Consider the following 15,669-nt stretch of genomic DNA (forward strand, 5'->3'; position numbering starts at 1 on the left):
AGTATGGAAAATGTTTTAAAGAATGATTGGGAGCCACTATTGGCACAAGAATTCGAGAAAGAGTATTATCGTACTCTATCCAGTTTTTTGACAGAAGAATACAGCACGCATGTTGTTTATCCGAAGGTAGAAGATATCTTTAACGCTCTTCAGTATACAAGTTATGAAAATACAAAGGTTGTTATTTTAGGACAAGATCCATATCATGGACCGAATCAAGCGCATGGTTTAAGCTTTTCTGTACAACCTGGTGTTAAAACACCACCATCATTGTTAAATATGTATAAAGAACTTCGAGATGAATATGGTTATGAAATCCCGAATAACGGTTATTTAGTAAAATGGGCGGAACAAGGAGTATTACTACTAAATACCGTATTAACAGTTCGTCAAGGCGAAGCAAATTCGCATAAGGGAAAAGGATGGGAGCATTTCACAGATCGTGTGATTGAACTGTTGAACGAACGTGAAAAGCCAGTTATTTTCATATTGTGGGGGCGCCATGCGCAGGCGAAGAAGAAGTTAATTACGAATTCGAATCATCATATTATCGAATCTGTACATCCAAGCCCATTATCGGCAAGACGTGGTTTCTTTGGTAGTAAGCCATATTCTAAAGTAAATACGATTTTAGCTAATATGGGCGAAAGAGAAATTGATTGGGAAATTCCAAATTTATAAATAAAAAAGGTAGTTAACAGTCGTTAACTACCTTTTTTATTATCATTGTTGCTCGTTCTTTAATTTTGCATCTAGTACAAAAGTACCAAATGGGATAACTGATGAAACGAATGCTCCAAGTGCCCATAAAATTGATTTACGGTGTACGATTGTTACTTGAATTACTGCAAAGATGAATAGAATAAATAGAACACCATGAGCCATGCCTGTAATTTTAACAGCTGTTGCAAATCCTGCGAAATATTTCAATGGCATTGCTACAAATAATAGTAGTAGGAAAGAAATACCCTCAACTAGTCCAATTGCTCTTAATCGTCCGATTGGTGTAGATAACATAAAGTAGCCTCCTTTAACGTATGCTTGTATATAGTAAATTTGTATTCTTTTTCAAAATAAAATAGTCTATTTTGTTTCATTATATACAAAAAGAAAGTTTACACTACGAGAATAGTGCAAAGTTCAAAATATAGTCACAAAAGCATGAGAATTTAAATAAAAACCTATTTGAAGTATTTGACTTCAAATAGGTTTTGTGAATGAAAATATTAAACAAGTACATCCGTTTTTAAAACGAATTTCTCTACAACTTTTGCAACACCATCGTTCATATTTGTATCTGTTACGTAGTTTGCAATTTCTTTAATATCATCAGGTGCATTGCCCATTGCAACGCCAAGACCAGCAAATTCAATCATTGCTTGGTCGTTATAGCTATCGCCCATTGCGATAACTTCTTCACGCTTAATGCCAAGCTTTTGGATCAGTTTGTTTAAGCTCGTTCCTTTTGTAACACCGGCTTCTGTAAATTCTAAGAAGAATGGTTTCGAACGCATCACGCTTAATTGGCCTTCTAGTTGTTTTTGTAGTTTCTTTTCAACTTCAACAAGGCGTTCAGCCTCTTTATTCATTAATACTTTTACTACCGGCTCTTTAACTGCGGCTTTAAAGTCATCTACTACAACAATTGGCATACCAGTAATATCGCCCTCAATTTCAGTATAAGGATTATTTTCTTCCGTTACGATATCATCGCCCATATAAGTATGAATCCATACATCTTCAGTTTTACTAATTTCAAATAGGTTGTGAACGATTTCAGGAGATAGCGTACTACTAAAGATTTCTTCGTTTGTTTTACAGTTAATAATTTTTGCACCATTAAAAGATAGAATAAAACTGCCGTATTCTTCTAAACGAAGTTCTTTCGCTACATTGCGCATACCAAACGTTGGACGTCCAGAAGCAAGTACCACCTTTACTCCTTGCTCTTGCGCAGTCATTAGAGCCTCTTTCGTACGAGGTGAAATGGTATGGTCGTCACGTAATAAAGTATCATCTAAATCTAAAACAATCATTTTATAAGTCATATTGAAAATTCCCTTCTTTATTTAAATAGAAATACATGTTCATGAAGATATTAAGGAATAATAGTAAGACATCGAACTTCTTCAGGAAGAAGTAGATAAATTATCATGAGCGTATTGCCCATGATAATTTATCGTAACAACTCTAAAGGTAGAGTGCAATAATGGAAGTTTTCCAATTTACGATAGTTGTTTTTCTGTAGAACGAGAAAATAGTATTTCGAGCAAAATTGCCATGACAGATCCAAGAACGAGACCGTTACTTAAAAATGATGCTAGAAATGGTGGGAGCGTAGAAAATGCTCCAGCTGGAACGAACATAACTCCGACTCCAGTAAAGATGGAAAGACCCGCTACCTTAAATAATTGTTCTTTATTTTGTACTGTGTCGTATTCACGGAAGGCTAGACCAATCATACTTGCAAATACAGGATAGATAGCAGCATAACCAACTGCAACCGGGATTGCTGCAAAGAATGAAGTGATCTTTGGAAATATACTAACGACAATAATAAAGCTTGATCCTAACATAAATGGGAGCCGCTTATAAATATTAGTCGTTGCAATAAACCCTGCTGATCCAGAAATGGCGACAGGTCCAATAGCTGAGAATAGACCGCCTAGTAATTGATTGATTCCTGTTATAATGCCAGCTTGTTTGAAACGATCTGGTGCAGCATCTTCTTCATACTTAGAGACAATCTTTTGCACAACGCGAATGCTTGCTAACATATTTGTTAGAAGTAATAGTGTAACGAAAACTACCGTAATTGCCATGTTCCATTCAATGCGAGGCATTCCGAAAACAAATAGGGATGGAAAACGGATTATATCTGTCACAGGCGTTACTGGATTAGATAATCCGAAGCATGCAAATAATATCCAGCCGCAGACAATACTGAAAAGAACGGAATATTGTCCAATAATAGGTAGCTTCATAATGAAAAAGGATAGTAAAATAACAATGAGTGAAAGAATAAATACGTCGGCTTGTACTTCTGTATGTTGTCCGTCAAGGCCGAACATTCCCTTTAAGAAGGAACCGCTAAGTTGTGCGACAAGAAGAAATAAATAAGTTCCAATAACTGTCGGTGTAAAATAGCGAACGAGCTTATCAATGAGTCCTAAAACACTAAGAATAATACAAATGATACCACTTAATAGGAAGGCGTATTGAAGGACTTTAAGTGTTTCATTACTTGATCCAAATAATACGACACCTAAACTTGCATAAAGGGAGAAAATCCCCCACCAAAGGCCCGCAGGACCTTCTTGAATAGGAAGTTTATGTCCAAATATAGCTTGCAGTAGACCAGCAAAGCCAAGAACAAATAATGTTCTTTGTACAAATGCAATAGCTTCAGCTCCATCGAGACCATAACTAGTTGCGACGCTAATTGGTACAATAAGGCTTCCAGCTAAAATAAATAGCGCCCATTGTAAGGCGGAAAGAAATGTTTTCATTATATCAACCTCTTTCATAGATTCCATATCTAGTATATATGTATTTCATTTCCACTGGCAAAGATTGTAGATAGAGAAAAGAGTTGAAACACGATATGAATGCACGTAAGCAATTATGGATAGCAGTTATATGTATGACCTTTGTTGTAATTCTAGGAACGTTAGGATTTATGACAATTGAAGAGATTAGTTTGTTTCAAGCATTTTGGATGACGATGATTACCGTATTAACTGTTGGATACGGAGATGCCGTTCCTGTAACACATGCAGGGAAAGTATTTGCGCTTCTTATCATACCGGTTGGCGTTGGTATTGTTACGTATGCAATTGGTGTAGTGGCAGCTATGATTATTGAAGGGAATTTATTTCATGCAGTACGGAGGAAGAAGATGGATAAACAAATAGCACAGTTACAAAATCATATTATCGTATGTGGTTGCGGTAGAGTGGGGCTTCAAGTTGTACATGAATTGCAAGAAAAGAAAATTCCATTTGTCGTCGTGGATAAAGATGAAAGTATATTGGAGAAGGAAAAACTTTTGTATGTACATGGGGATGCAACGGAAGACCAAGTGTTACATCATGCTGGAATTTCAAAGGCAGCCGGTCTAGTTGCTATCGTAGCCAATGACGCTGAAAATGTATTTATTACATTAACCGCAAGAGGATTAAACGATGCAATTAAAATTGTGGCAAGAGCGGAAAAACCAGAAACCGAAGACAAATTAAGGCGTGCGGGTGCAAATAAGGTGATTAATCCATCTAGTATGGCAGGAATTCATATTGCAAAAGGTATTGCGAATCCGCTAACAGTTCATTATATTGATACAGTACTGTATGGCGTGGATCAGTCATTTGTAATTGAAGAAATTGCAGTCGGAAAAGGCTCTATTTTAGCTAGTAAATCTTTACTAGAGAGTGATGTGAGAAATCAATTTGATGTAACAATTTTAGCGATTTTGAGAAATGGGAATGTTATACATAATCCGACGGGGCATGAAAAATTGCAAGAACATGATATGATAATAGTATTTGGTTCAGTAGAGAAGCTGGGGCAATTTGAGAAAGAACTACAAAGTACGAGGTGATAAGGAATGCAAATATCGAGCGATAAGATTTTAAATAAAATGGCGAATGAAATTGCAAAGGCAAAAAGTAGTGAAGGACAAAAATCAAAAGATCATTTATTAGTTGTGCGTGCTTTATGTGATTTACTATTAGATGAACAGGTTGAATCTTCTACTTATAGAGAGCCGCAAATTCAATCGCAAGTAATTGGAACGCAGCCTATAACAACTGTTCAACCAGTTATGCCAGTTTCTGGAGAACCTGTGTATATAAAAGAAGAAGGCGCAAATGGTAATTCGTTATTTGATTTTTAAGAATTAAATCGTTTGGATTATATGTGAAAATTGCTTATGATAAAAATAAAAAAGGGGAATTAAAATGAAAATTTTCTTTTTACTAGGTTGTATTGCAGCAGGGCTATCTGTTGCGTTAGGGGCATTTGGAGCACACGGTTTAGAAAATAAAATTTCTGCAAAAATGTTAGAAGTTTGGAAAACAGGCGTTACATATCAAATGTTCCATGCAGGTGGGCTATTCGTAGTTGCCTTATTAATGGATAAGATTCAATCATCACTTTTAACTACTGCTGGTTGGCTTATGGTAGCTGGGATTATTATGTTCTCAGGTAGTCTGTATGCGTTAAGCACAACAGGCATTAAGTTCTTTGGACCAATTACACCTCTTGGTGGTGTAGCGTTTATCGTGGCGTGGATCTTAGTCGGAACTGCAGTTGTAAAAGGGTTATAAAAACAAAAGCTGGCATATGCCAGCTTTTTTTATGGTCTTGGAGCATAAGTTGCTTGTTGACTAGGTAAATACATAATTTCTTCTGGGAATTCTACATAATCTAAGTAAATCATCAATAGTAAATAACGTTTCCCGGATTGTGGCTCACTAATTACAATATGATCACGACCAGCAGCTTCGATAATACCTGTATACGATTGTGTACCGAGTGAGCTACCGCGCTCATAAGTCATTACAACCGTAGCTTGTTTGCCCTTGTTCAAGCGAAGAATATTTTCAATATAAGACTGTTCTAATGGTAACATACCTTGAGAAACTGCCAATTGAGCTTGAGCAACTTGTTGTTGCATCGCTTGCTGCTGTTGCTGTTGTTGTGCAGTCATTTGTTGCGGTTGTACATAAGTTCCAGATGGTTGATAAAAACCTGTTCCATAGTATGGATTCTGTTGCTGTGCCATTCAAAAATCCCTCCTCATTTTCATTCCTTAATATACGCTTGGACAGTCTCCAGCAGATGGCTGGAAGAAGCAATGTTTTTTAAATCGTCCAGAGTTTTGCTGGTCATACCAAGTTGGTGGGCAAGGACCTTCAGGTCTGAAAAACCATAAAGCGAAATTTGCAGGCCAAAAACGTTGTCCTTGAATAGTCCGCCTTGCTAAGGCAATGTCTTGTTCGCGTGCTCGTTGATAAAAATATCCCTTTTGGGTAGCCTCAAAACCACCAGGATTTTGATAAACCATCTGACGTAAGTTCCGTACTTTTTTAAAATCTAAACAATTTCCGAGGACACGATTTACACCGACATTTCCAACCATTAGCATGCCTTGTTGTCCTTCTCCTTCAGCTTCGGCGCGCATGAGTCTAGCTAACAACTTTACGTCTTCTTCTGTATGCGCAATAACACCCATTATGTGTCACCTCTCTTTTTGGAATACCCTTTGGAAAGAGGTTTATTTCTAGATGAAGTGTGGAACAATTACTAGTTCATACGTATGAGAAAAAGGACTCAGATATGACAACCAAACGAAGTTTTACATTGAGAGAGGAAAATAAAAAAAGCTAGCGTGAGCCAGCTTTTCATCATTAAAATACTTTAGACCATAAGTTTGAGAAAAAATCTCCAACAGAGCGCATTGTTAACACAAACCAATTTGCTTTTTCAACTTCTTCTGTCGTTTTTGCAGTAACTTTCATACTTTTACTACCGTCTAAGAAACCATATTTATCAGTTGATTCTAAAGTAATGGAGCCTACTTTGGCATCTTTCTTAATAGGAGCAACTAAATGTCCATCTTCAGCAAGAGATTTATCTACTTCAGTCCCAATTTTATAAGGATCTTTGCTACCTTTTTTCGCAATTACTGTTATTTCTTTTTCCGGTGCAACAGTTACTTGATCTTCTTTTCCTTTTACTACAGAAATTGTATTGTTTTTATTCACTTTTAGCTTTTGTTTTTCGAAGTTATTAAACCCGTATTCAATTAATTCACGAGATTCTGTGAAGCGCTCGTCCATTGATTTTGTTTTAATAATAACTGAAATAAGACGTACATCACCACGTTTAGCAGTAATAGTAAATCCGTATCCAGCTGTATCAGAACTTCCTGTTTTTAAACCATCTGTTCCTTCATAAGAGAAAGCGGCACCCGGTAACATCCAGTTCCAGTTTTCCATACGAATTGGTTTCGGATGATTGTCCGGGAAGTTTCTAAATCTTTGTTTTGTATCCTCTAGCATTTCTGGATACTTTGTAATCATTGTTTTTGAAAGAATACCCATATCGCGAGCTGACATAGAGTTTTCTGCATTTGAATCAGTACCCTCAGGATGTTTTCCTTTTAAGTCAGCGTTATTTAACCCAGTAGCGTTTACAAATTTATATTTCTTTAACCCTAGTTTTTTTGCATGTTCATTTGCAAGATTTAAGAAGTTTTTTTCACTTCCTGCAAGTAGTTCTGCTAAGGCAATACTAGATCCGTTTGCAGAGAAGATAACGATAGAATGATATAATTCTCTTACAGTATATTGACGCCCCTTTTCAAACGGAACATTAGAGAATTCATTATTACGTGAAACTTCATAAGCGTAATCAGAAATGTTTACCTTTGTATCCCAAGTGATTTTTCCCTCTTTAATTGCTTCTAATACAGCATAAACAACAATTAATTTTGACATACTAGCAATAGCTAGTAATTCATCTGGATTTTGTTCATGCAGTATTTTTCCTGTATCTGCATCAAATAGAAGTGCAGCTGCCGCCTCTATATGTATTTTTTCTTCCGCATGGGATGTTGTTACTCCTAAGGAAGAAATTGACAATAAAAGCGCTAGTAAAATAGACAAGATTTTCTTCATATAGATTATCACCTTCGCATCGTTATTAGCATGTAGCTCGTACCATTTTAGCATAAATTTGGATATGAAAAGGTTACAATTTTACTAGAAATTTGAAAAGAATTTGTCGATTTTTGTTCAAATTTGCAGAGAAAAGAAGTTTTTTGAAGAGAAGTATAGAAGATAATAAAAAAAGGAACGAATTTCGTTCCTTTTTTACGATTTATCCCGTTATTTACTGGGCAGTAAGATTTCTACCTCGAAATTCAGCGAAAGCAAAGGAGTTAGGAGGGATATCAACTGCCCGTAAAAGCCCGATTGGTGAGGGCTGATTAAAGTTTCACTTTATATGTGTAGAAATTTCTCTACCTTTTCGTCTGGTAGAATGTTTCCAACGAAAAATGTTCCGAATTCACCATAACGAGCACTTACTTCATCGAAGCGCATTTCATATATAAGTTTCTTAAATTGAAGAACATCATCAGCGAATAATGTTACGCCCCACTCGAAATCGTCGAATCCGACTGATCCTGAAATGACTTGGCGTACTTTACCTGCGTACTGGCGACCGATTTTACTATGACTGTACATCATTTTTTTACGTTCTTCCATAGGAAGCATGTACCAGTTGTCATCACCTTGGCGACGCTTGTCCATTGGATAGAAGCAAATATGATTTGCTTTTGGTAGGTCTGGATATAAGCGAGCTAAGATTTGTGGGTTTTGGTATGGATCTTCATCAGCTGGAAGATAGTTGCTTAGTTCAACAACAGATACGTAAGAGTATGCAGGAACCATATATTCAGCTAATGTTGTTTTATTCAATTCTGTCTCAATTTCATTTAACTCTTCCATTGTTGGACGTAAAATCATAAGCATAATATCAGCTTTTTGGCCAACAACTGTATACATTGCATGACTGCCTTTTTTTGCAGTAGCTACTTCGTTCCATTTTTCAACGACATTTAAAAATTCAGACACAGCTTGTCCGCGTTCGTCGCTAGATAATGTTTTCCATGCAGCCCAATCAATAGAACGTAAATCATGTAAACAATACCAGCCATCTAACGTTGTTGTTGCTTCACTCATTCTATTCACCTCAGTTAATGATAGTTTTACACGTTAACTATAGCATATATAGTTTTAAAAGCATCTATATAAAACCTTGGCACATAAAATTGTCACATTTTAATTTACTTGAAAATCGGAGAAGATAAGGATTAAAGGGGCTTTATTTCTATGCTGAATTTTATGAAAATATAATCATTTTCATTTTATCTATTTTTTGGGAGCTATAAGTTTAAAATATAGAGGAAAAGCAGTATTCTTAAAGATAGAGTTTTTTTAACATATGTAGGAGGGTTTATTCGTGAGCAACTTATTTACAACAGTAAAAGAAAAAGTTCAAGGAAAAGGCATTTCTATCGTACTTCCTGAAGGAACTGATGAAAGAATTTTAGGCGCTGCAGAGCGTTTAGCAAAAGAAGAGTTAGTAAAACCAATTTTAGTTGGTAATAAAGAAGAAATTAGCGCAAAAGCTGCTAGCATGAATTTAACATTAGCAGGCGTTGATATTTATGATCCAGCTACATACGAAGAAATGGATGCAATGGTAGCATCTTTCGTTGAACGCCGTAAAGGTAAAGCAACTGAAGAAGACGCTCGCAAAATCCTTAAAGACGAAAACTACTTCGGTACAATGCTTGTATACATGGGCAAAGCACACGGTTTAGTAAGTGGTGCAGCTCACTCTACAGCTGATACAGTTCGTCCAGCACTTCAAATCATTAAAACAAAACCAGGCGTTACAAAAACTTCTGGCGTATTCATCATGGTACGTGAAGAAGAGAAATATGTATTCGCTGATTGTGCAATTAACATTGCACCAAACAGCCAAGATTTAGCTGAAATTGGTATCGAGAGTGCGAAAACTGCTGAATTATTCGGTATTGACCCACGCGTTGCTATGTTAAGCTTCTCTACAAAAGGTTCTGCGAAATCTCCAGAAACAGAAAAAGTTGTAGAAGCAACTCGCATTGCAAAAGAAATGGCTCCAGAATTAACTTTAGATGGAGAATTCCAATTCGATGCTGCATTCGTACCATCTGTAGCTGAGAAAAAAGCTCCAGGTTCTACAATTAAAGGTGATGCTAACGTATTCGTATTCCCAAGCTTAGAAGCTGGTAATATCGGTTACAAAATCGCTCAACGTTTAGGTAACTTCGAAGCAGTAGGACCAATCTTACAAGGTTTAAACATGCCTGTAAATGACCTATCACGTGGATGTAACGAAGAAGAAGTGTACAAGTTAGCTTTAATTACAGCAGCTCAAGCACTTTAATTCTATAATGAATTGAAATAAAGACCGTCGCTATAATAGCGACGGTCTTTATTTTTCTAAGCCAAGTGCTTTATTGTTACGATCAATAATACGTTGTAAATTCGTCTCATATAAAGGAATTTCATCTATTGTTAATTGAGATGGTGTTAACTTTGGAGCGAATTGCTGCAGTGTTTTTAAAAGGCGCATCATTAAATCTTGTACTGTAATGGTTTCGCCAAGTAATTCTGAGAGTGAGGCCATCGTACTCGGTACAATCTCAGGATACGTAAAGCGTGTTTCTTCTCCTTGAATGGCTAGGTTGTAGAAGTCACGAACGAGTGTGGCACGTTCAGAGCCACTTCCTGTAGCACAGAGATAAATTTGGACAGCGACACCACCGCGAATACGGCGCTGTGAAATGCCAGCGAATTTTTGATCGCGAATACTTAAGTCATAGCTACCAGGACAGTAAGAACCAACAATTTCTTTTGCCTCGATTGTGACATCGTAATCTTTTAACATTTCTTTAATTAAATGCCACATTGTATCGTATCCAAGATCAATATCGATACCTTTTTCCGTCTCTTGGAATAAAAGTGATACGTTTAAAACACCTTCATCGAGTACAACTGCAAGTCCACCGGAATTACGAACGATAACATTGAAGTTGTTTTCCTTTAAAAAGGAAATACCTTCCTCCAAGTGTGGTAGGCGTGAATCTTGAATGCCAAGAACAATTGTATTGTGATGAACCCAAGAACGCATTGTTGCAGCTGATTGACCATTTCCGATACTTGTGCATAATGTGTCATCCATTGCGAATGACTGCAATGCATGGAATGTTGGTCCCAAACTAGACTGATCTACAATACGCCACTCTGGCTGAGATAAAATGGAACGGGAATTGCTCATATAACTAACCCCTTATCTTTAAAATGACAATCTCTATTATAACAAAAAATGTAGAAACGGGTTTTCTCATATATAAAGGGAAAGTTTAACGATGAAATAATAAAAAGGATGCATGTAATGCATCCTTTTTATTCTGCAATTTTTTCTAAATTACCGTTTCGATCCATTCGGAAAGATGTTTGAGAACGTTCTTCGTCATCCATGACTGCCAACTTACGAGCTCGGTTCATAATGTTCATAAGTGTTTCGTAATCTTCTTGTACGGTATGAGATTGTTTTTCTAACTTTTCTAGTTTCTTTTCTAGTTCTTCATTCCGAAGGATTTGTGCTTTAATTTCTTGTTTCAATCTCGTATTCTCGTTTTCAAGAGCTGTCACTTTTATATTTGAAGATCCGACTGTTTGTAAAAAATAGATAACATCTTGCATTGTCATAGAGCTTCTTGCAGCAGGAATAGTAGCTTCTTGATATGGAATAGCTTCTTTATATTGTACGATTGATTCCTCTTGTACGAATTCTTCATAATCAGTTATCGAATCTGAAGCTGGTGGTGTATAAAGTAAACGTTTCTTCGCTTGTTCACCGCTTGCAGCACGCATTTTATCTTTACGATGTTTTTTTGCTAGTTGAAGAGCTTGTTCATAACTATAGCGAACAACAGCATTCCAGCGGAAACCACAGGCAGCCGATGTACGATTTAATTGATCTCCTACTTCTTCAAACGCATTTAATTGAGTACTTCCTTCTCGAACGTGACGAAGTACAGTTTCAGCAAGTAATAAATCGTCCTCATCCGTCCAAGCATCTTGTCTTACTTTCATAGATTCAACTCCCTTTCTTTTTATGAACTTCCTATTTTTATAATGGGCAAAAAAATGAGCTTTTATACAAAGCTTTTAAAAATATGGTAGATTTCGATGCAAGGTGAAAATTTTGCTATGAATGATGAGAGCTTCTGTAGGAGAGCATATAAAGTGAAACTTTAATCAGTGGGTTTTTCTTTCCATCCCCGCTGATTATTAACCTTTACCAATCGGGCATTTATCCCCCACCTAACTCTCTCGCATTCACCGAATTCTAGGGTAGGAGTCTTACTGCCCGCAAATAGAGGGATAAATATGTAGCATTATATGAAGAAAGAGCGTCGCAAGGAAACTTGCAACGAGCTTCAAAGAGCGGTAAAATACCATTTAGTGTTTATTTTTAAATGTACTTGAGAAAAGTTTAAAATAGAGGAAGTGTTATATAATGGGAAACGAATTTCGTGTGTGTGATGATTGTCAAGCAACGAACGTTAAAACGTTGATTCCGAAGTTAAAAAAAGTAGATTCATGTGCGACAATTGAAGTTGGATGTCAGTCTTACTGTGGCCCTGGTCGTAAAAAATCATTCGCATTTGTAAATAATCGTCCAGTTGCGGCTCCAACAGAAGATGAATTAATTACAAAGATTGAAGTAAAGTTAAATAAGTAAGAAAAAGAAGAGTGAACAGATTCCTCTTCTTTTTTTATGCCCATAAGAGGAAGGATTTATTCTGTGGAAGCTTAATTGCTGACGATAATAGTTAATGACAGATGGGCGTTATCTATTTATTGGGAGCTCGACCTATATGAATTTGTATTTCAAAATAATAGTTGACAGTCTTTGGAAACGATAGGTAGAATAGAAGGTGTCTGATTCTGAGAATCATTATCAGGGAAAGAACGATTCACCTAATTTTTTTATTACTATTTGAGAATAAATTTCATTTCATTAAATTAAATATATGTTGTTGGTTAGGATGGTTGAGGGATGGAAGTGAGCGCAAGGAGTATAGAACAGCAAGATGTGAATGTTAAAGAGATTAAGAGTAGACCGCTCATAGCTTCTATTATTTTAGTAGTAGGTACAGTTTTGTTAGCTTTAAGCATGGCATTGTCTATTTCGTTTGGTGCTGCAGATATTAATTTAAAGACTGTATGGCAAGCTGTGTTTCAGTTTGACGGTTCTATTACGCATCATAACGTAATTCAGGAACTTCGCATGCCTAGAGCAATAGGGGGCGTAGTTGCAGGTGCTTTTTTAGCGGTATCAGGAGCAATTATGCAAGGTATGACGAGAAACCCACTGGCATCACCATCTTTAATGGGGATTACAGATGGCGCTGTATTCGGAATTGCAATTATGTATGCATTCTTCCCTAATTCACCTTATTTAATGTTCGTTATCGCATCTTTTATTGGAGCTGCTTTTGGTGCGAGCATTGTATATGGAATTGGGTCTTCTTCACCAGGTGGATTAACACCTGTGAAATTAGCTTTAGCAGGTGCAGCAATTAGTGCTTTATTAGGGGCCATTTCATCTGGAATTGCGCTGTATTTCAATCTTGCCCAAGAGGTGAGTATGTGGAATGCAGGTGGAGTTGCTGGAGTGAAATGGGAAAGTATTAATATGTTAGTACCGATTGGCCTAGTTTGTCTCTTTATTGCAATTATGATGTCCAGGTATATTACAATTTTGAGCTTCGGTGAAGAAATTGCGATTGGACTTGGTCAAAATACGACATTAATTAAATTTATCGGAACAGTACTTGTTCTTGTGTTAACAGGTTCTGCGGTTTCTATGGCAGGATCGGTTGGATTTGTTGGTCTTGTAATCCCACATATGACTCGTTTCCTTGTAGGCTCAGACTATAGATGGGTTATTCCATGTTCTGCGGTCTTAGGTGGGCTGTTAATTGAATGTGCAGATATGTTATCTCGCGTTATTAACCCGCCGTTTGAAACGCCAATTGGAGCAATTACAGCGCTAATTGGGGTTCCATTCTTCCTCTACTTAGCACGTAACGAAGGGAGAGGGAAAATGTGAGGACAAGTGTCTTAACAAAAAAGAACGTTTCTGTTCTAACGATTTTAGTAGGATTAATCGTTGCTGTATTTTTAATAAGTTTAAATACAGGGACATTTAAAATACCGCCAATGGACGTATTAAAGTCATTGGTTGGACTTGGTGCTGAAGATCAGTCTGTTATTTTATTTGAATTCCGTATGCCACGTATGGTTATTGCTATATTAGTTGGATCTGCTTTAGCAATGTCAGGTGCGATTTTGCAAGGATTATCACGAAATCCACTTGCTGATCCAGGTATTATCGGTATTAACGCTGGAGCGGGATTAACAGTTGTTATATTCGTCTACTTTTTCTTCGGGAAAGTTGGGACTGGTACATTTTTATCTGTATTTATCCTCCCATTTTTCGCGTTAGTTGGAGCGATATTAGCAGCGGTTATTATTTATTTACTAGCATGGAAAGACGGCGTTTCATCTACTCGATTGATACTTGTTGGTATCGCCGTTGCAGCCGGATTTGGTGCTGTTAGTTTAATTTTTTCTATGAAGATGACATCTAATGATTTCCGTTTTGCTACGATTTGGTTAGCGGGAAGTCTGTGGGGTACAGATTGGAAATTCGTGCTAAGTGTACTTCCATGGATGGTTATATTCTTGCCACTTGCTATTAGTAAGGCGCACATATTAAATGTAATGAACCTAGGCGACTCTACAGCAGTGGGTCTTGGTGTAAACGTAGAAAAAGAAAGACGTAAATTATTATTTATTGCAGTTTGTTTAGCAGGTGCATCTGTCGCTGTTGCCGGAGGAATTGGTTTTATCGGTTTAATGGCTCCACATTTAGCAAGGCGCCTCGTTGGTGGTAAGCATCAAATTATGCTGCCTACAGCTGCATTAATAGGAACGTTTTTACTTTTATTCGCAGACGTAATTTCAAGAAGTGTGTTACCAACTTCAGAAATACCAGTCGGTCTTGTTATTTCCGTAATTGGTGCACCGTATTTCATATACTTACTTATGAGGACAAAATAAAGGGAGGCTTTTTGTATGGCAACTTTAGCAGTTGATGCGGTATCTGTTGGCTATAATGAAGGGTTAATTATTGATGGATTAACAGTTGAAATTCCGGAAGGGAAAATTACAACAATTATCGGACCAAATGGTTGTGGAAAGTCCACATTATTAAAAACGGCTTCTCGTATTTTGAAGGCAAAAAAAGGTACTGTTTATCTTGATGGAAAAGCAATTGAGAAACAGCCAACGAAAGAAATCGCAAAGAAAATGGCGATTTTACCACAGACTGCAGAAGTGCCAACTGGCCTTACTGTGTTTGAACTCGTTTCATATGGACGCTTTCCTCATCAAAAAGGATTTGGAACGTTGAAAGAAGAGGATTATCGCTACATTCATTGGGCACTTGAAGTGACGGGAATGACAGAATTCGCAAATCGTCCAGCAGAGGCATTATCAGGTGGGCAACGCCAACGCGTATGGATTGCGATGGCTCTTGCACAAGGGACAGAATTACTCGTATTAGATGAACCGACAACGTACTTAGATATGGCTCATCAATTAGAAGTATTAAACTTATTGAAAAAGTTAAATGAAGAAGAAGGTAGAACGATTGTTATGGTTATCCATGACTTAAACCATGCTTCTCGTTTCTCAGATCATATGATTGCACTAAAAGCAGGTAAGTTAATGAAACAAGGAACGCCAGATGAAGTAATGACAAGTGAAACACTTCGCAGTGTATTTGAGATCGAAGCTCAAATTGTTCCATGTCCAGTAAACTGTAAGCCAATTTGTTTAACATATGATTTAGCGATGATTAGTAATCAATTGCGTCAAAAAGCATAAGTAGAATCCCCCTCGTAAAGAGGGGGGCTTCTAATGGACGTTGAGCTTCTTATTAGTAAATAGGAAGTTGAACACCCGTTAGAACGGG

General features: G+C 37.0%; 18 protein-coding genes. 9 read left to right on the forward strand and 9 right to left on the reverse strand.

What is annotated here, in order from left to right:
• Positions 1–3: 3 nt before the first annotated feature.
• Positions 4–681: a uracil-DNA glycosylase gene (locus DN390_RS00705; protein ID WP_097951371.1), complete on the forward strand. Its 678-nt coding sequence runs from the start codon at positions 4–6 to the stop codon at positions 679–681.
• 42 nt (positions 682–723) lie between these two features.
• On the opposite strand, the gene DN390_RS00710 is transcribed toward DN390_RS00705, so the two are convergent.
• The 3 genes from DN390_RS00710 to DN390_RS00720 all read right to left on the reverse strand — a co-directional run bounded on the left by DN390_RS00710 (position 724) and on the right by DN390_RS00720 (position 3,509).
• Positions 724–1,017 (reverse strand): DUF3817 domain-containing protein, encoded by a 294-nt coding sequence (locus DN390_RS00710; protein ID WP_000953396.1) that lies wholly within the window; start codon positions 1,015–1,017, stop codon positions 724–726.
• Between the two features lie 209 nt (positions 1,018–1,226).
• Entirely contained in the window at positions 1,227–2,048 is an 822-nt protein-coding gene (locus DN390_RS00715; protein WP_000221382.1) for a Cof-type HAD-IIB family hydrolase, read from the reverse strand.
• A 177-nt stretch (positions 2,049–2,225) separates the two neighbouring features.
• Complete coding sequence (locus tag DN390_RS00720) at positions 2,226–3,509, reverse strand: purine/pyrimidine permease (RefSeq protein ID WP_060633009.1); 1,284 nt, start codon at positions 3,507–3,509, stop codon at positions 2,226–2,228.
• Between the two features lie 95 nt (positions 3,510–3,604).
• On the opposite strand from DN390_RS00720, the gene DN390_RS00725 reads away from it, so the two are divergent.
• The 3 genes from DN390_RS00725 to DN390_RS00735 all read left to right on the forward strand — a co-directional run bounded on the left by DN390_RS00725 (position 3,605) and on the right by DN390_RS00735 (position 5,324).
• Positions 3,605–4,597 (forward strand): potassium channel family protein, encoded by a 993-nt coding sequence (locus DN390_RS00725; protein WP_147806380.1) that lies wholly within the window; start codon positions 3,605–3,607, stop codon positions 4,595–4,597.
• A 6-nt stretch (positions 4,598–4,603) separates the two neighbouring features.
• The gene (locus DN390_RS00730) at positions 4,604–4,891 is read left to right on the forward strand and encodes a YwdI family protein (protein ID WP_060633007.1); all 288 of its coding nucleotides are present in this window, start codon (positions 4,604–4,606) and stop codon (positions 4,889–4,891) included.
• Positions 4,892–4,955: 64 nt separating this feature from the next.
• Positions 4,956–5,324: a DUF423 domain-containing protein gene (locus tag DN390_RS00735; RefSeq protein WP_000688311.1), complete on the forward strand. Its 369-nt coding sequence runs from the start codon at positions 4,956–4,958 to the stop codon at positions 5,322–5,324.
• Positions 5,325–5,353: 29 nt separating this feature from the next.
• On the opposite strand, the gene gerQ is transcribed toward DN390_RS00735, so the two are convergent.
• The 4 genes from gerQ to hemQ form a co-directional block, all read right to left on the reverse strand.
• Complete coding sequence (gene gerQ, locus DN390_RS00740) at positions 5,354–5,782, reverse strand: spore coat protein GerQ (protein WP_060633006.1); 429 nt, start codon at positions 5,780–5,782, stop codon at positions 5,354–5,356.
• A 27-nt stretch (positions 5,783–5,809) separates the two neighbouring features.
• Positions 5,810–6,232, reverse strand: a complete 423-nt coding sequence (gene cwlJ, locus DN390_RS00745; RefSeq protein WP_060633005.1) for a cell wall hydrolase CwlJ — start codon at positions 6,230–6,232, stop codon at positions 5,810–5,812.
• Between the two features lie 175 nt (positions 6,233–6,407).
• Entirely contained in the window at positions 6,408–7,679 is a 1,272-nt protein-coding gene (locus DN390_RS00750) for a serine hydrolase (protein WP_060633004.1), read from the reverse strand.
• Positions 7,680–8,003: 324 nt separating this feature from the next.
• A complete protein-coding gene (gene hemQ / locus DN390_RS00755; protein WP_060633003.1) occupies positions 8,004–8,747 on the reverse strand; it encodes a hydrogen peroxide-dependent heme synthase in 744 nt (247 codons plus the stop codon).
• A 280-nt stretch (positions 8,748–9,027) separates the two neighbouring features.
• Here hemQ and pta point away from each other — a divergent pair, with 280 nt between their 5' ends.
• A complete protein-coding gene (gene pta, locus DN390_RS00760; RefSeq protein WP_000067215.1) occupies positions 9,028–9,999 on the forward strand; it encodes a phosphate acetyltransferase in 972 nt (323 codons plus the stop codon).
• Between the two features lie 48 nt (positions 10,000–10,047).
• On the opposite strand, the gene lipL is transcribed toward pta, so the two are convergent.
• Together lipL and DN390_RS00770 are read right to left on the reverse strand one after the other, a co-directional pair.
• Positions 10,048–10,893 (reverse strand): octanoyl-[GcvH]:protein N-octanoyltransferase, encoded by an 846-nt coding sequence (gene lipL, locus DN390_RS00765; RefSeq protein ID WP_147806371.1) that lies wholly within the window; start codon positions 10,891–10,893, stop codon positions 10,048–10,050.
• A gap of 128 nt (positions 10,894–11,021) precedes the next feature.
• Positions 11,022–11,714: an RsfA family transcriptional regulator gene (locus tag DN390_RS00770; protein WP_060633001.1), complete on the reverse strand. Its 693-nt coding sequence runs from the start codon at positions 11,712–11,714 to the stop codon at positions 11,022–11,024.
• A gap of 427 nt (positions 11,715–12,141) precedes the next feature.
• On the opposite strand from DN390_RS00770, the gene DN390_RS00775 reads away from it, so the two are divergent.
• From DN390_RS00775 to DN390_RS00790, 4 genes are all read left to right on the forward strand, one after another.
• Complete coding sequence (locus DN390_RS00775; RefSeq protein ID WP_000526076.1) at positions 12,142–12,366, forward strand: YuzB family protein; 225 nt, start codon at positions 12,142–12,144, stop codon at positions 12,364–12,366.
• 318 nt (positions 12,367–12,684) lie between these two features.
• The gene (locus DN390_RS00780) at positions 12,685–13,740 is read left to right on the forward strand and encodes a FecCD family ABC transporter permease (protein ID WP_060633000.1); all 1,056 of its coding nucleotides are present in this window, start codon (positions 12,685–12,687) and stop codon (positions 13,738–13,740) included.
• Positions 13,737–14,753: a FecCD family ABC transporter permease gene (locus DN390_RS00785; RefSeq protein WP_097951377.1), complete on the forward strand. Its 1,017-nt coding sequence runs from the start codon at positions 13,737–13,739 to the stop codon at positions 14,751–14,753. Before DN390_RS00780 ends, DN390_RS00785 begins: the two co-directional genes overlap by 4 nt.
• A gap of 15 nt (positions 14,754–14,768) precedes the next feature.
• The gene (locus DN390_RS00790) at positions 14,769–15,581 is read left to right on the forward strand and encodes an ABC transporter ATP-binding protein (protein ID WP_060632998.1); all 813 of its coding nucleotides are present in this window, start codon (positions 14,769–14,771) and stop codon (positions 15,579–15,581) included.
• The last annotated feature ends 88 nt before the right edge of the window (positions 15,582–15,669 follow it).

The sequence above is a fragment of the Bacillus sp. SH7-1 genome (genome assembly GCF_008042405.1).
In the GTDB taxonomy this organism is placed as follows: domain Bacteria; phylum Bacillota; class Bacilli; order Bacillales; family Bacillaceae_G; genus Bacillus_A; species Bacillus_A thuringiensis_N.